Here is a 22,489-nt window from a genome sequence, read left to right as displayed (position 1 = left end):
GCTTCAGTGATGCCTCCGGTGGCGGCAGCGCCCGCCGGCCCCACCGGCCGGTCCGGGCTGCTTCGGTCCCTGCTCTCCCTGGTGCTGGCCCTCGGCCTGGTGCTGGCCGCTCCTGTCGCCGCCGTCAGGGCCCTGTCGGCGACGGACCTCCCCGCCCGACCCCCGGCCGAGCACGTTCTGGACGGCGCCGACGTGCTCAGCCGGGCGGGCAAGGCCGAGATCGAACGCCAGCTTCAGGCCTTCGCCGCCGAACGGGTCGACGCCCGCCTGGTCACCCTCAGCCGGCTGGACTACGGCCTCGACCTCTCCACCCTGGCCGGTCAGCTGGTGGAGCGCTGGTCGGCCGATCCCCCCGCCGGCAGCAGCCCCGATCCCCTGCTGCTGCTGCTGATCGACACCCAGACCCGCTCCACGGCGATCGTCGCCCAGGCCCCCCTCGACCGCCAGCTTCCCGACGAGCTGCTGGAGAGCACCGCCGCCACCACCATGGCCCAGCCGCTGCGCAGCGGTGACCGTTACCGCCAGGCCGCCATCGACGCCCTGCAGCGCCTCACCGCCGTCCTTCAGGGTGGCGAGGATCCCGGCGAACCCGTCGTCGAGGAGGCCGCCGCGGTCGTCAGCAACATCCCCACCCGGGAGGAGACCTCCAGCAGCAACGCCTTCACCTGGGTCATCGTCCTTCTGGTGGTGGGCACCGTGGTGCCGATGCTCACCTGGTGGGTCTTCTCCCGTTGATTCCCCCGCGACCCGCCTCCCCATGGGACTGACGAACTGGATGGGTACCTTCGGGCGGGCCCGCTCCCTCGACCTGAGCTCCGATCTTGAGCGCGGCTACGAAGCCGCCCTGCTGATCCAGAGCATCGAGATGGAGCATTACAACGACCGCCCGGTGCGTCCCGAACTGGAGCTGAGCATCCCGCGGGCGATGCAGGCCCAGGTGCTGCGCCGCTTCCGGGCCGCCCTGCAGGTCTGCCGCCAGTCCAGGGACGTGCTGGCCCCGTACCGCCAGGAGCTCTCCGGCCAGGAACTGCGCCAGTACCAGCTGATCGACACGGTCACCGCCCGCTACGCGGTGGCCCGGGAGGAGCTGCCGGCCCTGAGCCGCACCCCTGAGATGCTGCCCCGCAGCCTGGTGAGCGTGGTCGACCAGGTGCGGCGGCAGCTGGACCCGGAGGCGGAGGCCAGCGTAGTGGCGGGCTTCCGCCGCCGCCGCGATTCCACCCTGGTGTCGCTGCGGATCCTGCTGCTGCTGGTGCTGGTGCCGGTGCTGGTGCAGCAGGTGAGCCGCACCTACGTGGTCTCGCCCCTGGTGGATCGGTTCGCCCCCGACAACAGCTTCCTCACCTACCCGAAACCGCACCTGGAGGAGCGGGCCGTCGAGAAGCTGCGCGTCTATCAGGCGGAGATCGAATTCGACGCCCTGCTGTCCGGCAAGGCCCTGCCCAGCCGGGAAGAGCTGCAGACGGAGCTGGCCAAGCGGGCCCAGGAGCTCAAGGAGGAGGCCGACCAGGAGAGCACCCACGCCATCAAGAACGTCCTGGCCGACGTCTGCGGCTTCATCGGCTTCGTGGTGGTGGCCATCCTCGGACGGCGCGACATCCAGGTGCTGCGGGGCTTCATCGACGAAATGGTGTATGGCCTGAGCGACAGCGCCAAGGCCTTTGCCATCATCCTGTTCACCGACATCTTCGTGGGCTTCCACAGTCCGGAGGGCTGGACGGTGCTGCTCGACGGGGTTGCCCACCATCTGGGACTGCCGGCCCAGGAGAACTTCGTCATGCTCTTCATCGCCACCTTCCCGGTGGTGCTGGCCACGATCTTCAAGTACTGGATCTTCCGTTACCTCAACCGCGTCTCGCCGTCCTCGGTGGCCACCCTGCGCAACATGAACGGTGGCGGCTGAACCCCCGGCCGGGGTCCAGCGCCATCCCCGCCTGACGCTGGTCAGCGGGCCCTCAAGGGGCGGCAAGAGCCGCTGGGCCGAACACCTGGCAAGCGTCAGCGGCCTGGCGGTCATCTACCTGGCCACCGGGCCCTCGCTTCCCGGCGACGTGGCCTGGCAGGAGCGCCTGCGGCGGCACCGCTTGCGGCGTCCGCCCGAATGGGGCTGCAGGGAAGTGGGCGGGGAGCTCGCCGCCGAGCTGGGACGTCTGCAGGACGGGCAGCTGGGGCTGGTCGATTCGCTCGGGACCTGGGTGGCCGCCCACCTGGATCTGGAGCCGCCGGACTGGGGGCTCCGCTGCGGTGAACTGCTCGGCGCCCTCGGCACCTGCCCGGCACCCCTGGTGGTGGTCTGTGAGGAGACGGGCTGGGGTGTGGTGCCGGCTACGGCGGCCGGATCCCGCTTCCGGGATCGGCTCGGGTCGATGCAGCAGACCCTCCTGGCCCGCAGCGAGGCGGCCTGGCTGGTCCTGCAGGGCCGGGCCATCGACCTGCTGGCCCTGAGCCAGCCCGTGCCCCCCGGCTTCTGATCGCACCCCGGATGCCCCGCGTCGTGCTCTACCAGCCCCAGATCCCGCCGAACACCGGCAACGTGGCGCGCACCTGCGCCGCCACCGGCTGCGAGCTGCATCTGATCGAACCGCTGGGCTTCTCGATCAGCGATCGCCACCTGCGCCGGGCCGGCCTGGATTACTGGCCCTGGGTGTCGCTGCACCGCCACGGCGACCTGGAGCGCTTCCAGACGGTGCGGCGGGGGCGGGGCGGCCGCCTGGTGGCCCTCAGCAGCCAGGCGGAGACGGCCTACACCGACTTCCGCTTCCATCCCGACGACTGGCTGCTGTTCGGACGGGAGACGGACGGATTACCGAACGCCCTGCAGGCGTCCGCCGAGGCCCGGCTCACCATCCCCATGGCCTGCCGGGCCCGGGAGGACCGGGGGGGCGTCCGCAGCCTGAATCTCTCGGTGTCCGTTGGCATCGTGCTGTTCGAAGCCCTGCGCCAGATCGGGCCTGCCGCAGCGAGCGACAGCTGAGACCTGGGCGGGACGGTCCCGATGTCCGGACCGCGTTGTGCCTGAGGAACCTTGCCCCCTGTGGTTCATGGCGCTACTCTCTGCCGGACCCGCAGATGTTGGCTTCTCTGCTGGGTTTTGTCCGCTGGATGTGAAATGCATGAAGCCTTTCCGCTTGATTCTTCCCTTTCTCCTCTCCACACCGGCCGTCGTGCCGCTCGTGGCCGTTCTCGCTGACGATTCCCCCAGCACCGTGTCCACCGAGACCCTGCTGGCCTCCCTGCCTTCCGCCACCGACCGGGTCTGGATCAAGGTCCGCCGTCCGGTATCCATCGAGGAGCTCTCCTCCGCCCTCGATCTCGATGAGAGCCGCCTGGCCCGCCTCAACGACGTCGATGAAGACCACCGCTTCGGCAACGGCGACTGGCTGGTGGTGCCGTCCCGCGGCAAGGAGCGCCTTGGCCGCATCGCCTCCCTCGACGCCTCCGTCCAGCGCCAGAGCCCGCCGGTCTCCACCCCGCCGCCGGTGGAGCGGGACGGGGTCGTCCGCTTCGGCGACACGGTGCTCAAGCTGGCCCAGCGCTATGGCCTGAGCGTGGCCGAGCTGATCCGCCTCAATCCGGGCCTGGAAACCGCCCGGCTCGTGGTGGGCAGCCAGGTGCGTCTGGCCCAGTCGGCCCCGGGCCGTTCCCGCATGCTGCTGGGCCTGAAGCCGTCCGTCAGCTGCGGCATCAGCTGGCCCGACACACCGGAGTTCGGTGACCCGCAGCCGCCCTTCAATGGCGGCACCACGGCCCCCTCCACTGCCTGGATCTGGCCCACCCGCGGGGTGTTCACCTCCGGTTTCGGCTGGCGCTGGGGCCGGATGCACAAGGGCATCGATGTGGCCAACAACGTCGGCACGCCGATCATGGCCGCCCGGGAGGGTCAGGTTGTGTTCGCCGGCTGGCATGACGGCGGTTACGGCTTCCTGGTGGAGATCGCCCATCCCGATGGCAGCCGCAGCCTCTACGCCCACAACAGCCGCCTGCTGGTGACCAGGGGCGAGACGGTGGCGCAGGGTCAGGTGATCAGCCAGATGGGCAGCACAGGCCGCAGCACCGGCCCCCACCTGCACTTCGAGATCCATCCCCCCGGCCGCGGCGCGATCAACCCCCTGCAGATGCTCCCCCCCCGGGCCTGACCCGGCCGGGGGCCGAACCGGTCATCGTCTAAAGTCCCATCGATTGGCTCGGTAGCTCAGCTGGTTAGAGCGTGGGATTCATAACCCCAAGGTCGGGAGTTCAAGTCTCCCCCGAGCCATTGTCCTGGGTCATTGCTTCCTGAACCCAGGGTTCCAGGTTGGATCCAATCCAGACCAAATCAACCTCAACGACTGTGGCTAATCCACCGCCGGGGAAGCTTTGATGCAGGCTTGACGCAACCTTGCTGCAATGCCAGAGGCGCTGATTCAGCGCATCTCGATGGCGTTAAGTCGCTCGCGGAAGCTGCGGGCATTGGCCGCCTCCTGGCTTTCCACACTCTCGACCCGGACCGGCACCGGAGCGATCACGGGCAGCGTGGGCGCGGGGGTGACGACGACGGGCTGGGAGGTCTGGACCGGACGGCGACTGCGGCCGTAACCCCCTGCCTGGGAACGGTTCTGGAGCGCGCGGGTGAGGCTCTTGCTGCGGTTGGCGGCGCCCACGGTTTCCCCGTCCTTGGGGCGGATCAGGGGGTTGCCCTTGAGTTCGGAGCGCAGCTGATTGATCAGGCGGAAGTGGCCGGTGGTGTTGTATTTGCGCAGGACGGTCGGATCCCAACCCATGGCAGAGGCATCGCTTCGTTGACAAACATCGTAGGGGCCGGGCTCCTTCAGGCCAGCATGGGTGCCATTCCCCTCCCGAGACGGTGGCCACCATGACCAGAAGCGGCAGGCTCGTGGGCCTCGAAGCCCCCGACTTTCGCGCCACCGCCGTGGTGGATCAGGAGTTCCGGGACCTGTCGCTGCGCGACTATCGGGGCAGGGATGTGGTGCTGTTCTTCTATCCCCTCAATTTCACCTTCGTCTGTCCCACGGAGATCACCGCCTTCAGTGATCGCCACGGGGAGTTCGCCCGCCTCGACGCCGCCATCCTGGCCGTGTCCGTCGACAGTCCCTACAGCCATCTGGCCTGGGTGCAGACCGAACGCCGGAGCGGTGGGCTGGGGGATGTGGCCTACCCCCTGGTGTCGGATCTCACCAAGGAGATCGCCCGGGCCTACCACGTGCTCGATGAGGAGGCCGGCACGGCCCTGCGGGGCTTGTTCCTGATCGATCCCGACGGCGTGATCCGCCACAGCACCGTTAACGACGTGGCCGTCGGCCGCAGTGTGGACGAAACCCTGCGGGTGCTGCAGGCGTTCCAGCTCGTGCGCCACCGGCCGGGCCAGGTGTGTCCGGCCGACTGGACGCCCGGGGCCCGCACCCTGGCCCCCGATCCCCGCGGCAGCCGCGACTTCTTCGCGGGACTGCACTGAAACCTCAGCCCAGCAGCGAGGCGAGCAGGCGACGGCCGTCGAGGCCGCCGGTGACCGGATCACAGGCGCGCTCCGGATGGGGCATCAGGCCGAGCACATTGCCCGCGGGGTTGCTCAGGCCAGCCACATCCCCCCGAGACCCATTGGGATTGGCGACGTAGCGCAGCACCACACAGCCCTGCCCCTCGAGGCGCTCCAGTTCCTCCGGCTCCACCTGGTAGCGCCCTTCCCCGTGGGCGATCGGCAGGCTGATGCGCTCGCCGGCGCCGTAGGCACCCAGCCAGCGGCAGGCCCCGGGCTGCACCTCCAGCGGGCTGCTCTGGCAGAGGAAGTGCAGATCCCGGTTGCGGGTGAGGGCGCCCGGGAGAAGGCCCATCTCGGTGAGCACCTGGAAGCCGTTGCAGATGCCGAGCACCGGGCCGCCGCGCGCGGCGAAGGAGCGCACCTCCTCCAGCACGGGGGCGAAACGGGCGATCGCGCCGCAGCGCAGATAATCCCCGTAGCTGAACCCTCCCGGCAGCACGACGGCCTCAAGGCCGGCCAGGTCGCGCTCCTCATGCCAGAGGAAGCGCACGGGGATGCCCAGGCAGCCCTCCAGGGCCCAGGCCACATCCCGGTCACAGTTGGAGCCGGGAAACACAACGATGCCGACGGTCATCGGTCTGGCCCCCTCAACCGGCTTCGGCCAGATCCAGCGACCAGTCCTCGATCACCGGATTGGCGAGCAGGCGGTCACTGAGCAGTTTGAGCCGGGCCTGGGCAGTGGCCCGGTCCGGCGCCTCCAGATCCAGTTCGATCGCCTTGCCGATCCGCAACCGCTTCACCCCCTCCACCCCGAGCCGGGCGGCGGCGGCCCGGGTGGCCTCCCCGGCGGGGTCCAGCACGGAGGGGCGCAGGGAGACCTGGACGCGGGCGTTGAAGAGCGGCACCGGAGGCACGGACGTTTGTTAAATCTTGGCAGCACGCCCCACCACCACCTCGGCACAGGACCAGCCTGGGGTTGGTTCTCCGCACCGCCGGTCGTGGTGCCTTCCCTGCGAAGGGTTCTGCTGGATCCGCTCGGGCCTCGCGTGCTGGCCTGGCTCATCGGTCTGGCCGTGGTCGCCACGGCCCTGCAGGCCCACTCCCTGCCGGGGCTGGTGGCCCTGAAGTGCCGCCTGGCGGACGGTCCCTGGCAGGACTGCCAGATGCAGGTCGAGGAGCTCGGCCTCCATTGGTTCCTGCTGGTGGGGGGGCAGCGGATCGAGTTCCGCCACGACGGCCGGGGCCGGGTGACGATGCTCAAACCCTCCGGCAGCTGGCAGCCGGTGAACAGCCGCTGGGTGGAGAACACCGATCTCTGCTGGGATGGGGTCTGCGCCAGGGGCGACATCCCCCTCGACTGAGACGGTCTGCGCGTCTGGCACCGGCCCGGGCGCCGCTCGACGCTCAGAGGCGATCGAGGGCCTGGCGCAGGGGGCCGGCGGCGCCGGCGGTGGCCAGCACCACCAGCTCCAGTCCGTCGGGGCCTGCGCCCTCGGCGGAGCCGGCGTCAGGGGAGGCCCCCGCGCGCTCCTCATACCAGCAGTCGAGGCGACGGCCGACCCCCTGGATCTGCAGCGGCAGGCGCTTGCCGCCCTGGCGCAGCCGTCCCTTGAGCCGCACGACGGGGTGATCGATCAGCAGTTGCTGCAGCTGGGTTTCGAGGGCGGCCCGGCCCCACTGGCCGCCGCGGCGCACGACGATCGACTCCATCGCCACATGGGCATGCTCGTGGTGATCGTGGTCGTGATGGTGGTGATCGTGGTCGTCGTGACCCTCGTCATGGTGATGGTCATGGTCATGGTCGCTGGCCGGGTCGAGGCCGGGACCATCCAGCACCAGGGAGGGATCGAGGCGGCCCCGGGCCATGGGCAGCACCACGGTGCCGGGGCGCAGGTCGGCGCGCAGCCTGGCGGTCACCCGGGCGAGGGCCTCAGGCTCCAGGCGGTCGGCCCGGCTCACCAGCACCAGGTCGGCGGCACCGAGCTGGTCGGCGAACAGATCCTCGATGGCGCTGATGTGGTCGAGGCTGGGGTCGGCGCGGCGCTGGGCCTCCACCGCCTCGGCATCCCCCACCACATGGCCGGCGGCCATCGCCTCCCCGTCCACCACCGTGACGACCCCATGCACCCGGGTGCGGCTGCGGATCTCCGGCCAGCCGAAGGCGGCCACCAGGGGCTCGGGCAGGGCCAGGCCGCTGGTCTCGACGACGATGCCGTCGAGCCTGTCGGCCCGCTCCAGCAGGCGCTGCATGGTGGGCAGGAACTCATCCTGCACCGTGCAGCAGAGGCAGCCGTTGGCCAGCTCCACCAGCCGGTCGCCCAGTTCCTCCTCGGGGCAGAAGCCGCAGGAGGCGATCAGATCGCCGTCGATGCCCACCTCGCCGAACTCGTTGACCAGGACGGCCAGCCTCAGGCCGCTCTCCAGCAGCAGGTGGCGCAGCAGGGTGGTCTTGCCGGCCCCCAGGAATCCGGTCACCACCGTGACCGGCAGCCGTCTGGAGCTGGTGGCGGTCATCGGCGCTGGGGCAGGAGACACCGAAACCTAGGGGAAGCCCCGCCGGGCGGTCTCAGCGGCAGCCGAGGCTCTCGCGCGTGTCGACGCCGGTGAGGGGATGGCTGCCGCTGGCCCGGGCGCAGAGGGCCTTCTGCTCCGGCAGATCGAGCACCGCGTCACTGAAGTCAGCCCCGTCGATCCGGGCATCCCGGAAACGGCTCTGCATCAGCATGGCGTTGCGGAACTGGGCGCCGCGCAGGTCGGCCCCATCGAAGCGGGTGGCGAAGGCCACCACGTCCTCCAGGTCGGCCCCGCGCAGGTCGGCCTGGCGCAGGTCGGTGGAGTTGAAGACAGCGCCACGCAGGTCGGCATCCCGCAGATCAAAGCCCTCCATGGAGGCCTTGAGGAACTCCTGCTGCTGCAGGTTGCGGCCCCGCAGGTCGGGGTCGAGGTCCTGGAAGGAGCGCTGGGCCCGCAGCTCGGGGGCGGTGATCGCCAGGGCCGGGCCCGCCGGCAGCACGGTCCAAAACAGCAGCAGGCCCAGCGCGGCGCCCAGGACCGACCCCAGCAGGCCGGCCCGCCGGGCCCGGCGGCGGATCTCGGGGGGAGTTGGGGAGCTGGGAACCATGCCACACCGGTACGCTGCCGGTTCAAGCTATGGCAGACACTCCCCGACATGAGCATGTCCCTGCGGGTGGTGGTTCCTCCCCATCCCCTGATCGGCCACTGGCTCACGCTGCTGCGCGACGGGGCCACCCCCTCGCCCCTGTTCGCCACCGCCATGGCGGAGCTGGGCCGCTGGCTCACCTATGAGGCGCTGCGCGACTGGCTGCCCCACCGTCCGGTGTCGGTCACCACGCCCCTGGGTCACTGCGACGGCCAGGTGGTCGACCCGGAGGTGCCCCTGCTGGTGATCCCGGTGCTGCGGGGCGGCCTCGGCCTGTGGCAGGGGGCCCAGTCGGTGCTGCCGTCGGCCCAGCTGGCCCATGTGGGCATCGAGCCCTGCGGGCCGGAGCACAAGCCCCACTGGTTCCTCGACGACCTGCCGGCCACCATCGAGGCCCGCAGCGGCGTGCTGGTGTTCCTGCCGGTCCTCGCCAGCGGCTCGATCCTGCTGGCCCTGCTCGACCGCCTGGCGGGCCTGGGGGTGGAGGGGCAGCGGCTGCGGGTGATCACCACCCTGGCGGCGAGCCCCGGGCTGAAGGTTGTCGGTGAGCGGCACAGCCAGCTCACCATCTACTGCGCCGGCATCGACCCGGAGGTGGACAGCCGGCACCGTGTCGTGCCGGGCTTCGGCGAAGTGAGCGAGCGGCTGTATGGAATCGCCGCCGCCACTGCCTAGGCTGAATCCCTCCAATCCGGAAGTCCCTTTCCGTGCAGGTCCATGGCTGATTCCAGGCAGCAATCGTCCGCCAGCGGCAGTCTGCTCCTGCTGGCCGGGGCCGCCGGGGCGGTCATGGGGGCCGCCGGCCTCGCCGTCTGGCTGCTGCGCCGGGCCGAACGGCACCGGCTGTCCCAGCGCCAGCTGCGGATGCTGCGCGTCTCGCGCCTCGGCGAAGGCTTCGAGGAGACGCCCGTGAGCAGCGACCAGCTGCACGACCGCGTGCAGAAGCTCAACCAGGCGATCGACGAGGTGCGCCGCCAGCTTGAGCAGCTGCAGCCCCAGCCCTGAACGTCCCAGGCTGAGGTCCCAGGCGTGGCGGTGCAGGCCCCTCGGTAAGTTGCTGCAGACCCGTTCCTCCCCGGCCATGCTGCGCTCCGACGCCATCACCAAGGGCCTCCAACGCTCCCCCAACCGGGCCATGCTGCGGGCCGTCGGTTTCGGCGACGGGGACTTCGGCAAGCCGATCATCGGCATCGCCAACGGCTACAGCACGATCACCCCCTGCAACATCGGCCTCAACGACCTGGCCCGGCGCGCCGAGCAGGCCGCCCACGGGGCCGGAGCCATGCCGCAGATGTTCGGCACCATCACGGTCAGCGACGGGATCTCGATGGGCACCGAGGGCATGAAGTACTCGCTGGTGTCCCGCGAGGTGATCGCCGATTCGATCGAAACCGCCTGCAACGCCCAGAGCATGGACGGTCTGCTGGCCATCGGCGGCTGCGACAAGAACATGCCCGGCGCCATGCTTGCCATGGCCCGCATGAACATTCCGGCGATCTTCGTCTACGGCGGCACGATCAAGCCGGGGAAGCTGGGGCCCTGTGATCTCACCGTGGTGAGTGCCTTCGAGGCGGTGGGTCAGCTCTCCGGCGGCCGCATCGATGAGGCGGAGCTGCTGGCGATCGAGAAGAACGCCTGCCCCGGCGCCGGCAGCTGCGGCGGCATGTTCACCGCCAACACGATGAGTTCGGCCTTCGAGGCCTTCGGCCTGAGCCTGCCCTACAGCTCGACGATGGCGGCGGAGGACCCGGAGAAGGCCGAGAGTGCCGCCCGCTCGGCCGAGGTGCTGGTGCAGGCGATCGCGGCCGACATCCGCCCCCGGGACCTGCTGACCCGGGAGGCCTTCGAGAACGCCATCGCCGTGATCATGGCGGTGGGGGGCTCCACCAATTCGGTGCTGCACCTGCTGGCCATCGCCCGCACCGCCGGTGTGCCCCTCACGATCGACGACTTCGAGACGATCCGCCAGAAGGTGCCCGTGATCTGCGACCTCAAGCCCAGCGGCCGCTACGTGACCGTCGACCTGCACCGGGCCGGCGGCATTCCCCAGGTGATGAAGCTGCTGCTCGACGGCGGCCTGCTGCATGGGGACTGCCGCACGATCGAGGGGCGCACCCTGGCCGAGGTGCTCGCCGACGTGCCCTCCGAACCACCGGCCGGTCAGGACGTGATCCGGCCCCTGTCCAACCCCCTCTACGCCCAGGGCCACCTGGCGATCCTGCGGGGCAACCTGGCGGAGGAGGGCAGCGTGGCCAAGATCAGCGGGGTGAAGAACCCGGTGATCACCGGCCCGGCGCGGGTGTTCGAGAGTGAGGAGGATGCCCTGGCCGCCATCCTCGCCAAGCGCATCAGCGCCGGCGATGTGGTGGTCATCCGCTACGAAGGGCCGGTGGGCGGCCCCGGCATGCGCGAGATGCTGGCCCCCACCGCCGCGATCATCGGCGAGGGGCTCGGCGATTCGGTGGCCCTGATCACCGATGGCCGCTTCTCGGGCGGCACCTACGGGATGGTGGTGGGCCACGTGGCTCCGGAAGCCGCCGCGGGCGGCACCATCGCCCTCGTGCAGGAGGGCGACAGCATCACGGTGGATGCGAAGCAGCGCCTGCTCCAGCTCAACGTGGACGCGGAGGAGCTGGCCCGGCGTCGCAGCGCCTGGACCAAGCCTGCCCCCCGCTACCGCACCGGGGTGCTCGGCAAGTACGCCCGGCTGGTGAGCAGCAGCAGCCTGGGGGCCGTGACCGACCTGCCTGCGGACTGAGGCCCAGGCCTTCAGTCCGCTTTCAGATACGTGCAGTTTGCGCAGGACGATGCAGGCCTGCACTGACGGCGCAGGCCCCCTGCTGCTATCCGCAGCAGGGTGAATCGCTGGCCAGCACTGGCCTCTCGCCCGTGGGGACGGCCGGGCCTTTTATGAAGCGGCTGGCTTCGCACCCTGGCGATGGGCTTAGAGCAGAGGAAGCAACCTCCTCGACCCATGCGAAGCCACTCCGAACCCGGTCCCTTCCTGCGGCCGGTGCGTGTCACGATCACGGTGCCATACAACGCCTACCAAGCTCTGGTGGAGCGCAGCAACGTGCAAGGGCGGTCCCTCTCCAATTTGGCCGCCTACCTGCTCGAATCGGCCCTGCAGACCACGCACCAGAGGGAGCTGCCCCAGGCCCGGCCGGAGTCGGCGGACACGTTCCGACGACGGGCGTGAACACGGCGGTCCCGGCTACAACCGCCGGGACTCCCGCAGCAGCTGGGACGGCTTGACGTGGAAGCGCTGCTGGAAATCCACGCTGAACAGTCCGAGGGAGCGATAGCCGCATTCGCGGGCGATGCTCCCCACCGTGTCGTTCAGACTCGGCCGCTCCAGCCGTTGCCGGGCACGGTCAAGACGCTGATTCTTGATCCACTTGGTAGCCGTGCAGCCCATGCGCTCAGCAAACGAGTACTGCAGCGCTCGGCGGGAGTAATGGCTCCTCGATTCCAGGTCGGTGAGGGTGAGCGACTCGCCCAGATTCTGCTTGATGTAGTCGATCAGTTCGTCGAAGGAATCACGGCCCTGGCTCTGCCGGTGCAGGAGCCGATCCAGGCTCTTGCCCTGGCAGATCCCCGGCAGCAGCATGGCCACCATCAACCGATAGATCTGGTCGTCGAACTGCAGCCGATCTAGCAGCCCACCGCCATACCCCGAGAGCTGTCCTGCCATGGCAATGGTCTGCTGCAACGCCGTCAGCAGGGAAGGGCCGGCGGGATTCTGGGGCGGGCTCCAGCCATGGGCCTGGGCAACACTTTCTTCCCAGCCTTTCGGCTTCTGCAGATAGCCCCCCATGGCCATGGCCGTCTCCAGGAGTCGGTCCCGCGTCAGGGCGAAGGCCACGGCCGAAGACAGGGTGCTCTCCATCGTGCAGGCTGCACTGGCCATCAGCACACAGCCCCCCTTGACACAGGGCCAGGTGGTGGAGGCCTGGCGCAGCCGCTGTTCTCCGCCGTAGCCCAGCACAACGATGTGCTCCTGGCGTGCGGAGAACGTCATCCGCATCGGCCTGGCTGTCCAGGCCGTCACCACGAGGCTGCCGAGGTGGAGATTGGCGCCGCGATACCACCAGGAGGCCTCGGGTTCCAGCGGAATGATCTCCACCAGTGGCAGGGCCTCCTGCAACAAAAACGTGCAGGACTGGGGATCCTCACTCAGCTGAAGCTGGGGCAGCAGGGGATTGGAGAAATGGACAGCTTCAGAGGGCCATTGACTGGAAAAGAAAGGCTCGCTGTACATACGAAGCCCCACCTCCTGTCCTTCTCCGTCTGATCAGACTATCACAAGCAACGCGCAGCCTCTGTGGAGTCGTTAGCTGTTCATAGTCAGACGAAGTCATGTTCTTGAGCTGCCATGTCACCCGGAATTGACATCTGGATGACAGATTTCATGATCGTTCATGACAGTGATCACCTCTGATGACACGTTTTTGAATCATCACGCTCCTTTTTGGGCTTGATCCGTCGCGCAGCCAGCGGTGCTGTCCTTCACGCAGCGTCAGCCTGGAGGGCCCCGGCGGTTTACATTGAGGCCCAACGTTCACGATGCGGGTGTCAATGGAAGAATCCAGTGACGCGGAATCTTCCCCGGCGCCATCCACTCCCCCCGGTTCACCAGCCGGCATGCATCTGGTGGCCATCGGCGCCTCGGCCGGCGGCCTGGAGGCCCTGCAGGCGCTTCTGAGCAGCATCACGCCGGGGGGCAACGTGGCCTATGTGGTGGCCCAGCACCTCTCGCCCGACCATGGCAGCCTGATGGTCGAACTGCTGGCGCGGTTCACGGCGCTGCAGGTGGTCGAGGCGGTCGACGGGGCCGCGTTGCTGGCGGACACGGTCAGCATCTGCCCCCCCAACCACGACATCAGCGTGGAAGGGAACCGGGTGAGGCTGGTGGCGCCCGAACCCCGCTTCGGCCCCAGCCCCAGCATCGACCGGCTGTTCGAGTCGATCGCCGAGCACTGGAAGGGCCACGGGGCCGCCGTGGTGCTCTCGGGCACCGGCTCCGACGGGGCCCGCGGCCTGCGGGCCGTGCGGGCCGCCGGTGGGCTCACCATCGCCCAGACACCCGAGAGCGCCCGCTTCGCGGCCATGCCCACCGCCGCCGTCGCCATGGGGGGGGCCGACCTCATCCTCGAGCCGGCCGCCATCGCCCATCACCTCACCGAGCTGATGGGCTCGAGTAGCGACTGGGTTGATATCAACACTCCCGATCCCCGGAGCCTCAACGTCTCCAGTGCCCTGGAGCTGCTGCTGCACAACAGCGGCATCGACTTCAGCCAGTACAAGGCCTCGACCCTGCAGCGCCAGCTGGCGCGCCGCATGGCGATCCGTCAGATGGAGGACATGGAGGAGTACCTGCGGGTGCTGGCTGCCGACACCAAGGAGGTTTCGGCCCTGGTCCACAACCTGCTGGTCACTGTGACCTCCTTCTTCCGCGACCCGGACTCGTTCACTGTTCTCGGCGAGCTCCTGCAGGCGTACATGGCCCAACGCACCCGCAAGGACCGCCTGCGGGTGTGGGTGCCCGGCTGTGCCACCGGCGAGGAGGTCTATTCCATCGGGATGCTGATCAGCGAGGTCCTCGGCCACCCCCAGGACCTGACCCATCACCTCAAGATCTTCGGCACCGATCTCGACGACGACAGCCTGGCCGTGGCGCGACGGGCCACCTATCCGGCGGCTTCCAGCCTGGCCATTCCGGAATCGCTGCGGGAACGCTTCGTGGTGCCGTTCAACGGCGAGGTCCAGATCTGTGAGGCCCTGCGCAACTGCGCGGTCTTCGCCCGTCACAACGTGGCCGTCGATCCGCCCTTCCCGCGGCTGGATCTGATCTCCAGCCGCAACACCCTCATCTACTTCACCCAGCCCCTTCAGGATCGGGTGCTGGCTCAGTTCCGTTTCGGCCTGCTGCCCGCGGGTCTGCTGTTCCTCGGCCGCACGGAGTCGCTGGGCCACAGGACCGCGGGATTCGAGGTGGCCAACGCCGAGCACCGCATCTTCCATCGCACCGCGGAACACCAGTCCAACCGCTCTAACTCGGCCGTCCAGCCCGCCCAGCGGCCACCGACCCTGTTCAGCCCGATCGGGCGCATTTCGATCCTGCGGGAGACCGTGGTCGAGGAACATGTCGCCACCCTCGAAGCGCTGGTCCGCAGCACCTCTCCCCCGTGCGTGATCCTCGATGAGAACCACGGACTGGTGGAAGTGATCGGCGATGTCAGTCCCTTCTGCCGGCTCACCGAGGGCCGCATCTCCACCGCCGCCACCACCTTCCTGCTCCCGGAACTGCAGGCCGAGGCCCGCGCCCTGCTGCTGATCGTGCGGGCCGACGGCCAGCCTGCCCGCAGCCGGCTGCTGCACCTGCCGGACTTCGCCATCCAACTGCGGCTGGAGGCCCGGCCGCTCCAGGTCAACGAACGGGTGCTGACCCTCCTGAGCTTCCTGCGGGAACCCCCCGACAGCGCTGAGCCGCTGCCCACGGAAGCTCCGCTGATCCGCGATCCGGAGTTCGACCGGCAGATCGCCCGGCTGGAGAAGGAGCTGCTCACCAGCCACGACACCCTGCGCCGCTCCCTGGCGGATCTGGAGGAGGCCAACGAGGAACTAGAGGCCTCAGCCGAGGAACTGCAGGCCTCATCGGAGGAGCTGCAGTCCTCCAACGAGGAGCTGGAATCCTCCAACGAGGAGCTGCAGGCCACCAACGAGGAACTGGCCACCCTCAACCAGGAGCTGCGGGCCAGGAGCTCCGAGCTGCAGCTGCTCAGCACCGACCTCGAGAACATCCAGAACTCCCTCAACCAGGGCATGGTCATCGTCGACCGGGAGCTGTGCATCACCCGGTTCACGCCCCTGGCGGTGCGGGTGTTCGCCCTGGTCGACGACGACATCGGCCGGCCTCTGCTGGGCATCCCCACCACGGTGCCCCTGCCGGGTCTGCGCTCGGCCCTGACAGAGGTGGTCGGCGGCGCTCCCCGGCGCAACATCGAGGCGGTCAACGAGGACATCGCCTACCTGGCCCAGGTGCTGCCCTACCAGGAACGGGAGGGGCAGCGGCTCGGAGCGATCATCACCCTCACCGACGTCTCGGAACTGCTGGCCCTGCGCAGGGCCGCCGAAACCTCCCTCGATTCCTTTGCCAGCCTCACCGATGCCCTCGAGGAGGCGGTCTGGAAACGGGACGCCAGCCTGCGCCGGGTCCTTTATGCCAGCCAGCGCATCCTGCCCCTGACGGGCTGGACCCCGGCCGAGCTGTTCGCCCATCCGCAGCTGCTCGACGACGCCATCCATCCGGAGGACCGGGATCGGGTCTGGGCCAGCCGGGATCCGGCCCGGGGGGGCTGGTCGGTGCAATACCGGATCATCCGCCGCGATGGGGAGCAGCGCTGGGTGACGGAGAACGCCAAGGTGCTCACCGAGGAGATGGATCGCTATGTGGTCGGCACCCTCTCTGACATCACCCAGCAGCGTCAGGCCCAGGAGCATGGCCGCGATCTCTCGGTCCTGTTCGAAACCCTGATCCGAAGTCCCAGCTTCTCGGTGGCGGTGTTCGACAGCAGCCAGCGGGTGGTGATGGTCAATGACAGCCTCTGCCGCAGGATCGGCTTCGAGCGCGACAGCCTGGAGGGGTCACCGGCCTCCCTGTTCTGCCAGCTGCCGGAGGCGGCCACGGCCCCCGTTGTCACCGATGCACCCGCCGATGGCCCGCTGTTCGTCAGTGCGTCCTTTCCCCTGCGCCATCGGGATGGCCGCACCCTGCAGACCAGGGCCGAACTCTGGCCGCTGCCGTCGACGATGGGGACCGGCTCGCTGCTGATGGTGCTGCCGACGCCTCAGCCCTGATCGGGCCGCAGCAGGGCCCGCAGGCGACGGGCCAGGGCCTCCAGCGGCGCGCCATCGGGCGGGCAGTGGCTGCGCAGCCCCGTCGCCCCATCCATCCACACCGGATGGCTGCCCTGCCAGAGCAGGGGGTGGTCCTCCCCCTGCCGCCAGGCCAGGGTGAGGTTGAGATCGTCCCCACTGCGGTAGATCTCCAGCTCCAGATCCTCGGCCGGCACCCGTTCGCCCTCAGGGGTACGGGCCTCCAGTCGCAGGCAGAGATCGAGGCTGTCCACCCCCTCCTCCTCCGCCCCCGGCTCGGCGCTGATGGCGCCTTGGTCGGGATTGACCACCGCATGGCGCAGGGGCCTGCGGCACAGGTCGGCCGCCGCCGCCACCAGCTGGCACAGATCGGTATTGGCGCTGCCGATGGGGGACTCAGGCGACGGCATCGATCGCCATCACCTCCAGGGTGAGCGGGCCAGCCCGGAAGCCCGGATTGGCGGAGCCGTCGTCGCCGAACTTCGAATGCAGAATCTGCAGCCGGGTGATGCGGCTGGGGTCGAAGCGCAGGGGCAGGCCGAGGGGCAGGGCCTCGATCGGCCTGGCCCGGATGGAGGCCCGCAGCTGGGCGAAAGGGATCCGCACCCGGCAGGGGCCCTCGGGATCGGTGGCGAAATTCGCCACCCAGCGCACGCCGCCGGGGATCATCTCGGTGAGACCTGCCACCCCATCGGCGCAGGCCACCGCCAGCTTGTAATGGCGGCCGTCACCTTGCAGCTCCAGTTCGAAGGCGGCCTGGCCGGAGAGATCGAGGGGCGGGGAAAAGATGGGCGAGCGGCAGCTGACGAAACCGCCACCCTGCTCCACCACCTCCGCCTCCAGCCGCAGTCCACGGCTGCTGACCGTGCACAGGCCCGAACTGCGGCCCCCCATGACGGTGTCGTTGAGGGCATGCCAGCCGCTGAAGCCATCGCCGCGGATCACCTGCATGACGGCCTCAGGTGCCGGGGAGGTCGGCGGCGGCGGCGGCATCCGCCAGGATCACCACCACACCGGCCGGCCGCACGAGCCGGGCGGGGGTGCGCTCGGCAGGCTCGACCGGATCGAGCAGCCGGGCGAGCGCCTGACGCTTGCCGGCGCCGCTGACCAGGAAGATCACCCGGCGGGCGGCCGAGAGCACCGGCGCGGTGAGGGTGATGCGGGGCAGGCCCTTGCCCTCGCCGATGGTGACCGGGCGATCGCTGACGCCGGGGGCCGCCGTGCCGGGGAACAGGGAGGCGGTGTGGCCGTCGTCGCCCAGGCCCAGCAGCAGCACGTCGAAGCGGGGCAGCGCGCCGGGGCAGAGCACCGCCAGCTCGGACGCGTAGGCCTCGGCGCTGGCCCGGGGGGTGGGGCGGTCGGTGGGCACCGGATGGAAGCGGGCGTGGCTGGCCGGCGGATGGGCCAGCAGGGTTTCCCGCAGCATGCGGGCATTGCTGGAGGGGTCGTCGGCCGGCACCCAGCGTTCATCCCCCAGCAGCACATCGACCCGCTCCCAGGGCAGGTGTTCCTCGGCCAGGCGGGCATAGGTCGCCCGGGGCGTTTCGCCGCCCGCCAGGGCGATCTGGGCCCGGTCCCGCTCGGCGAGGGCCAGATCGATGCCGGAGGCGATCTGCTCGGCCGCCAGGCGGGCCAGTTCTTCGGGGCTGGTGGCGACGATCAGCTGGTAGCGGGTGCCGGGTTCGGTCAAGCGAGCCACTCGGTATGGAACGCGCCGGGGCGGTCCGTGCGCTCATAAGTATGGGAGCCGAAGCAGTCGCGCATCGCCTGCACCAGGTTCTGGGGCAGGCGACCGGTGCGGTAGCTGTCGATGTAGTCGAGGGTGCTGCTGAGGCAGGGAACCGGGATGCCCGCCAGGGCCGCCCCGGCCACCACCTGCCGCAGGCCGGCCAGGCGCTGGTTGACCTGGGCGGCGAACCAGGGATCGAGCATCAGGTTGGGCAGGGAGGGGTCGGCGCCGTAGGCGTCCTGGATCCGCTGCAGCAGCCGGGCCCGGATGATGCAGCCCCCCTTCCAGATCTGGCCGATGGCCGAGAAATCGAGGTTGTAGTCGTGGAGTTTGGAGGCCTCCTGCAGCAGGGCCATCCCCTGGCCGTAGCTGGCGATGCAGGCCAGGATGCAGGCGTCCCGCAGCGGCGCCATGCCGGTGGCGGGCTCCCCGAGGGGGAAGCTGTGGGGGGCGGGGGCGTGCAGCACCGCTTCGGCCGCCATCCGCTCGCTGCGCAGGGAGCTCAGCACCCGGGCATTGAGGGCGGCGTAGATGGTGGGCACGGGCACCCCCATTTCCAGGGCGCTGACCACCGTCCACAGGCCGGTGCCCTTCTGGCCGGCGGCATCGACGATCAGCTCCACCAGATCACCGCCACTCTCGGGATCCTTGGTGCGCAGGCACACCTCGGTGATCTCCACCAGGAAGGAGGCCAGCTCCTCGGTCTGGTTCCAGCCACCGAGCACATCGGCCATGGCGTCGCCGTCCATGCCGGCGATGCGCTTCATCAGGTCGTAGGCCTCGGCCAGGATCTGCTCGATGCCGTACTCGATGCCGTTGTGGACGGTCTTGACGAAGTGGCCGGCGCCGCCGGGGCCGATGTAGGTGACGCAGGGGCCGTCTTCCACCTGGGCGGCCATCCTGGTGACCAGGCTTTCGATGGCGTCGTAGGCCGCCTTGGTGCCACCGGGCATCATGCTCGGCCCCTCCAGGGCCCCCTTGGCACCGCCGGAGACGCCCATGCCGATGTAGCCGAAGCTCTTGCTCTCCAGCTCAGCCGCCCGGCGTTCGGTGTCGGTGTAGAGGGAGTTGCCGCCGTCGATCAGCAGATCGCCTTCCTCCAGCAGCGGCGAGATGCTGGCGATGGTGGCATCCACCGGATCACCCGCCTTCACCATCATCAGGATGCGGCGAGGCCGCTCCAACGCCGCCACGAACTCCTCGAGGCTGGCCGCTCCCACGATGTCCTTGCCGGCGCCGCGTCCGGCCAGGAACTCCTCGGTCTTGGCGTAGGTCCGGTTGTAGACGACGCTTGAGAAACCGTTTCTCTCAGCGTTGAGGACCAGATTCTCACCCATCACGCCGAGGCCGATGAGTCCGAAATGCGCCTTGCCCATAGGAGCGTGGATGTCGTGATTCGTTGCCACTGTGGCCAGCGGTCGGCGGCGCGTCGGTGTCCCGGGCGGGGATGTCAGCAACTGCTGGCCCAGCCCTGCCCCGGGGCGGCGCTCAGATCACCGTGCCGTCGGCGATCGTGCCGTTCTTCACCACCACGACGATGCCGTTGCGGATGTAGAAGTTGAGCTCGGGCCGGTCGGCCTCCTCCACCCGGTCCTTGTTGACGATGGTGACGTCGCGGCCGATGCGCACGTTCTTGTCGAGGATCGCCCCCTTCACGGTGGTGCCACGGCCCACACCGATCGGGGTGCCGCCCCGCTCGCGCAACACCAACCGTTCCTCGGATGATTCGAAGAAGTCGGCCCCCATCAGCAGGGTGTCCTGGAGCACCACCTCGTCCTCGACCCGCGAGCGCACCCCGAGCACGCAGTGGTGGATGCTGCAGGCCTTGAGCAGGGATCCCTCCCCGATGATCGACTGGGTCACCTGGGCGTCCTGCAGCTTGCTGGGGGGCAGGTAACGGGGCCGGGTGTAGATGGGGAACTTCTCGTCATAGAACGAGAAGGCCGGATTGGGCTGGTCGGTGAGGGCCAGGTTGGCCTCGTAGAACGCCCCGATCGTGCCGATGTCCTCCCAGTAGTCGTCGAACAGGAAGGTCTGCAGATGGTCCCCCTGACCGAGGGAGGTGGGGATGATTTCCTTGCCGAAGTCGGTGGCCTCCGGATGGCTGGCCAGCAGGTCGAAGAGGGTGTTGCGGTTGAAGACGTAGATCCCCATCGAGGCCAGATAGGGCCGCTTGGCGGCCTCCTCGGCGGAGAGGCCGAGGCTCTCGGTGTTCACCCGCATGGCCTCCAGGGCGGCGCCCTTGGGCTTCTCGCTGAACTCCAGGATCCGGCCGTCGGAGGAGGTGCGCATCAGGCCGAAGCCCTCCGCCTGGGCCGCATCCACCGGCAGGGCCCCCACCGTCAGGTCGGCGCCGCAGTCGATGTGGTGCTGGACGAACTTGCTGTAGTCCATCCGGTAGAGCTGGTCACCGGAGAGGATCAGGACGTGGTCCACGTCCCACTCCTGGAACAGCCACTGGTACTTGCGCACCGCATCGGCGGTGCCTTCGAACCAGCTGGGGCTGTCGGGGGTCTGCTGGGCGGCCAGCACCTCCACGAAGCCCTGGCCGAAACCGGAGGAGAGGTTGTAGCTCATCGTCAGGTGACGGTTGAGCGAGGCGCTGTTGAACTGCGTCAGCACGTAGATCTTATTGATCTCGGAGTTGATGCAATTGCTGATGGGAATATCGATCAGTCGGTATTTCCCGGCGAGGGGAACGGCGGGCTTCGCCCGCATCTTGGTGAGGGGATAGAGACGCGTTCCCGCACCGCCTCCCAGAATGATGGCAAGAACGCGTTTCATGAGCCCAGTCCTCGGTCCTTGGCTGGCCAGACCGTACTGGAGCGTGGTGGCGCGGAGAGCGGCGCCGCAGCTTCTCGGTTCATGTTCCGTTGCAGTGAAAGGTGGGGCTGGAGCCGGTGAAGCGGTGTCCCCCCGGGAGGCGGGGCTCAGGCCTCCGGCGGGTCGTCGTGAAGCTCGAACAGGTCCTGCAGCACCCCCATGGCCGCCCGCCGCTGCTGGCGGGGCTGAGGGGCCCGCAGCCGGGTGACCGGCGTGTGCAGGATCTTGTTGATGATCCCCTTGCTCAGGGCCTCGACCACCTTCCGCTCCCGGGCGGAGAGGTCCGGGCCCATGCGGCTGAGGGCCTTCTGCAGCTCCTGTTCGCGGATGTCCTCCAGCTGCAGACGCAGGCGGTTGACCAGGGGCACCGCCTCAAGGCCGTCCCACCATTCCAGGAACAGCCGCGCCTCCTCCGCCAGCAGCCCCTCGGCCTCGGCGGCCATCTCCCGCCGGGCCTCCTGGTTGCGGGCGACCACCTCCTGGAGATCGTCGACGTCGAAACTGTCGACGCCTTGGAGCTCGGCCGCATCGGCACTGATGTTGCGGGGCACGCCGATGTCGATGAGCATCAGGCTGGAACGGCGGTTGAGCCCCTCCAGGCGCCGGGCGGTGATGATCGGCTCCTCGGCGCCGGTGCTGGTGAACACCAGAGAGCAGGTGCTCAGGCAGTGGTCGAGGTCGTCCAGGGGACGGCACTGCACCGGCAGGGCGGGGAAGTCGGCCGCCAGGGCTTCGGCCCGGGCGACAGTGCGGTTGAGCAGCACCACCCCCCGGCAACCCTTGGCCTGCAGGTGCTGCAGCAGCAGCCGGGCCATGCGGCCGGCCCCCACCACGGCCACCTGCTCCTGGTCCAGCGGAACCAGCTCATCGGTGCCCCGGGCCTGGCCCACCTTCAGCTGGGCGAGCTCGACGGCGGCCGAGCTGATCGACACCGCCCCGGTGCCCAGGTTGGTTTCCGTGCGCACGCGCTTGCCGGTGCTCACCGCCTGGTTGAGCAGGCGGTTGAGGATCGGGCCCACGGAGCGGTGCTCCTGGCCCAGACGCACCATCTTCTTCACCTGGGAGAGGATCTGGCCCTCCCCCAGCACCAGGCTGTCGAGACCGGCGGCCACCCGCAGCAGGTGGCCGACGGCCTCCTCGTGGTGGTAGGTGAACAGGTGGGGGCGGAGCTCCTCGACCGCCAGACCGGACTGCTGGCTGAGGAAATCGCCGACGGCGGTGATGCCCTGTTCGGGGTGGCGCAGGAGCGTGTAGATCTCCAGCCGGTTGCAGGTGCTCAGGATCGAGGCCTCGATCACCTGCTCATCCGCCCGCAGCCGCTGGAGGGAATCCTCCATGGTCTGCTCGGGGATGCTGAGGCGCTCGCGGATTTCCACCGGAGCCGTGCGATGGCTCAGACCGACGACGGCGATGTGCATGGAGG

At 69.2% G+C, this 22,489-nt stretch carries 24 protein-coding genes and 1 tRNA gene; 13 read left to right on the top strand and 12 right to left on the bottom strand.

Annotation, left to right across the window (positions count from 1 at the left end):
* Window positions 1-9 precede the first annotated feature (9 nt).
* The 6 genes from psb32 (at window position 10) to CYAGR_RS02460 (ending at window position 4,255) form a co-directional block, all read left to right on the top strand.
* A complete protein-coding gene (gene psb32, locus CYAGR_RS02485; protein ID WP_156818522.1) occupies window positions 10-735 on the top strand; it encodes a photosystem II repair protein Psb32 in 726 nt (241 codons plus the stop codon).
* 22 nt (window positions 736-757) lie between these two features.
* Entirely contained in the window at window positions 758-1,903 is a 1,146-nt protein-coding gene (pxcA, locus tag CYAGR_RS02480; RefSeq protein ID WP_015108186.1) for a proton extrusion protein PcxA, read from the top strand.
* Window positions 1,893-2,471, top strand: coding sequence for a bifunctional adenosylcobinamide kinase/adenosylcobinamide-phosphate guanylyltransferase (locus CYAGR_RS02475; protein WP_015108185.1), 579 nt, complete (start codon window positions 1,893-1,895; stop codon window positions 2,469-2,471). Before pxcA ends, CYAGR_RS02475 begins: the two co-directional genes overlap by 11 nt.
* Before the next feature lie 11 nt (window positions 2,472-2,482).
* Window positions 2,483-2,974, top strand: coding sequence for a tRNA (cytidine(34)-2'-O)-methyltransferase (locus CYAGR_RS02470; protein WP_015108184.1), 492 nt, complete (start codon window positions 2,483-2,485; stop codon window positions 2,972-2,974).
* A gap of 154 nt (window positions 2,975-3,128) precedes the next feature.
* Entirely contained in the window at window positions 3,129-4,136 is a 1,008-nt protein-coding gene (locus CYAGR_RS02465) for a LysM peptidoglycan-binding domain-containing M23 family metallopeptidase (RefSeq protein WP_245552584.1), read from the top strand.
* 45 nt (window positions 4,137-4,181) lie between these two features.
* A tRNA-Met gene (locus CYAGR_RS02460) sits at window positions 4,182-4,255 on the top strand.
* A 148-nt stretch (window positions 4,256-4,403) separates the two neighbouring features.
* On the opposite strand, the gene CYAGR_RS02455 is transcribed toward CYAGR_RS02460, so the two are convergent.
* Window positions 4,404-4,760, bottom strand: coding sequence for a hypothetical protein (locus tag CYAGR_RS02455; protein WP_015108182.1), 357 nt, complete (start codon window positions 4,758-4,760; stop codon window positions 4,404-4,406).
* Window positions 4,761-4,852: 92 nt separating this feature from the next.
* Between CYAGR_RS02455 and CYAGR_RS02450 the strand changes: the two genes are divergently transcribed.
* Entirely contained in the window at window positions 4,853-5,452 is a 600-nt protein-coding gene (locus CYAGR_RS02450) for a peroxiredoxin (RefSeq protein ID WP_015108181.1), read from the top strand.
* Window positions 5,453-5,456: 4 nt separating this feature from the next.
* Here the strand turns inward: CYAGR_RS02450 and purQ are convergent, their stop codons facing one another.
* Together purQ and purS are read right to left on the bottom strand one after the other, a co-directional pair.
* Entirely contained in the window at window positions 5,457-6,110 is a 654-nt protein-coding gene (gene purQ / locus CYAGR_RS02445; RefSeq protein ID WP_015108180.1) for a phosphoribosylformylglycinamidine synthase subunit PurQ, read from the bottom strand.
* A gap of 13 nt (window positions 6,111-6,123) precedes the next feature.
* Window positions 6,124-6,381, bottom strand: coding sequence for a phosphoribosylformylglycinamidine synthase subunit PurS (purS, locus tag CYAGR_RS02440; protein WP_015108179.1), 258 nt, complete (start codon window positions 6,379-6,381; stop codon window positions 6,124-6,126).
* A gap of 93 nt (window positions 6,382-6,474) precedes the next feature.
* Here purS and CYAGR_RS02435 point away from each other — a divergent pair, with 93 nt between their 5' ends.
* Window positions 6,475-6,837 (top strand): hypothetical protein, encoded by a 363-nt coding sequence (locus tag CYAGR_RS02435; protein ID WP_156818364.1) that lies wholly within the window; start codon window positions 6,475-6,477, stop codon window positions 6,835-6,837.
* Window positions 6,838-6,880: 43 nt separating this feature from the next.
* Here CYAGR_RS02435 and cobW read toward each other — a convergent pair whose 3' ends face one another.
* The gene (gene cobW / locus CYAGR_RS02430) at window positions 6,881-7,990 is read right to left on the bottom strand and encodes a cobalamin biosynthesis protein CobW (RefSeq protein ID WP_015108177.1); all 1,110 of its coding nucleotides are present in this window, start codon (window positions 7,988-7,990) and stop codon (window positions 6,881-6,883) included.
* Window positions 7,991-8,042: 52 nt separating this feature from the next.
* On the bottom strand, window positions 8,043-8,597 hold the full coding sequence (locus CYAGR_RS02425; RefSeq protein ID WP_015108176.1) for a pentapeptide repeat-containing protein: 555 nt from the start codon (window positions 8,595-8,597) through the stop codon (window positions 8,043-8,045).
* 48 nt (window positions 8,598-8,645) lie between these two features.
* Here CYAGR_RS02425 and upp point away from each other — a divergent pair, with 48 nt between their 5' ends.
* The 4 genes from upp to CYAGR_RS02405 all read left to right on the top strand — a co-directional run bounded on the left by upp (window position 8,646) and on the right by CYAGR_RS02405 (window position 11,835).
* On the top strand, window positions 8,646-9,311 hold the full coding sequence (gene upp, locus CYAGR_RS02420; RefSeq protein ID WP_015108175.1) for a uracil phosphoribosyltransferase: 666 nt from the start codon (window positions 8,646-8,648) through the stop codon (window positions 9,309-9,311).
* A gap of 42 nt (window positions 9,312-9,353) precedes the next feature.
* Window positions 9,354-9,641, top strand: coding sequence for a hypothetical protein (locus CYAGR_RS02415; RefSeq protein ID WP_015108174.1), 288 nt, complete (start codon window positions 9,354-9,356; stop codon window positions 9,639-9,641).
* A 76-nt stretch (window positions 9,642-9,717) separates the two neighbouring features.
* Entirely contained in the window at window positions 9,718-11,394 is a 1,677-nt protein-coding gene (ilvD, locus tag CYAGR_RS02410) for a dihydroxy-acid dehydratase (protein ID WP_015108173.1), read from the top strand.
* 216 nt (window positions 11,395-11,610) lie between these two features.
* Entirely contained in the window at window positions 11,611-11,835 is a 225-nt protein-coding gene (locus CYAGR_RS02405) for a ribbon-helix-helix domain-containing protein (RefSeq protein WP_015108172.1), read from the top strand.
* Window positions 11,836-11,850: 15 nt separating this feature from the next.
* Here the strand turns inward: CYAGR_RS02405 and CYAGR_RS02400 are convergent, their stop codons facing one another.
* Window positions 11,851-12,897: a helix-turn-helix domain-containing protein gene (locus tag CYAGR_RS02400; RefSeq protein WP_015108171.1), complete on the bottom strand. Its 1,047-nt coding sequence runs from the start codon at window positions 12,895-12,897 to the stop codon at window positions 11,851-11,853.
* A 383-nt stretch (window positions 12,898-13,280) separates the two neighbouring features.
* On the opposite strand from CYAGR_RS02400, the gene CYAGR_RS02395 reads away from it, so the two are divergent.
* Window positions 13,281-16,496 carry a chemotaxis protein CheB gene (locus tag CYAGR_RS02395; protein ID WP_015108170.1) on the top strand — a complete coding sequence of 1,072 codons (3,216 nt, stop codon included), beginning with the start codon at window positions 13,281-13,283 and terminating at the stop codon, window positions 16,494-16,496.
* Here CYAGR_RS02395 and CYAGR_RS02390 read toward each other — a convergent pair.
* The 6 genes from CYAGR_RS02390 to CYAGR_RS02365 all read right to left on the bottom strand — a co-directional run bounded on the left by CYAGR_RS02390 (window position 16,487) and on the right by CYAGR_RS02365 (window position 22,484).
* On the bottom strand, window positions 16,487-16,924 hold the full coding sequence (locus CYAGR_RS02390; RefSeq protein ID WP_015108169.1) for a hypothetical protein: 438 nt from the start codon (window positions 16,922-16,924) through the stop codon (window positions 16,487-16,489). The genes CYAGR_RS02395 and CYAGR_RS02390 overlap by 10 nt on opposite strands.
* Window positions 16,911-17,465 (bottom strand): CIA30 family protein, encoded by a 555-nt coding sequence (locus tag CYAGR_RS02385; RefSeq protein WP_015108168.1) that lies wholly within the window; start codon window positions 17,463-17,465, stop codon window positions 16,911-16,913. Before CYAGR_RS02385 ends, CYAGR_RS02390 begins: the two co-directional genes overlap by 14 nt.
* A gap of 7 nt (window positions 17,466-17,472) precedes the next feature.
* Window positions 17,473-18,204 (bottom strand): 6-phosphogluconolactonase, encoded by a 732-nt coding sequence (gene pgl / locus CYAGR_RS02380; RefSeq protein WP_015108167.1) that lies wholly within the window; start codon window positions 18,202-18,204, stop codon window positions 17,473-17,475.
* Window positions 18,201-19,619, bottom strand: a complete 1,419-nt coding sequence (gndA, locus tag CYAGR_RS02375; protein ID WP_015108166.1) for an NADP-dependent phosphogluconate dehydrogenase — start codon at window positions 19,617-19,619, stop codon at window positions 18,201-18,203. The genes pgl and gndA overlap by 4 nt, the downstream gene beginning before the upstream one ends.
* A gap of 112 nt (window positions 19,620-19,731) precedes the next feature.
* The gene (locus CYAGR_RS02370) at window positions 19,732-21,027 is read right to left on the bottom strand and encodes a glucose-1-phosphate adenylyltransferase (protein WP_015108165.1); all 1,296 of its coding nucleotides are present in this window, start codon (window positions 21,025-21,027) and stop codon (window positions 19,732-19,734) included.
* Window positions 21,028-21,173: 146 nt separating this feature from the next.
* On the bottom strand, window positions 21,174-22,484 hold the full coding sequence (locus CYAGR_RS02365) for a glutamyl-tRNA reductase (RefSeq protein WP_015108164.1): 1,311 nt from the start codon (window positions 22,482-22,484) through the stop codon (window positions 21,174-21,176).
* Window positions 22,485-22,489: the final 5 nt, after the last annotated feature.

The sequence above is a fragment of the Cyanobium gracile PCC 6307 genome (assembly GCF_000316515.1).
In the GTDB taxonomy this organism is placed as follows: domain Bacteria; phylum Cyanobacteriota; class Cyanobacteriia; order PCC-6307; family Cyanobiaceae; genus Cyanobium; species Cyanobium gracile.
Note: the sequence above shows the minus strand (reverse complement) of the source record. Positions and strands in the feature narration are given on the sequence as shown.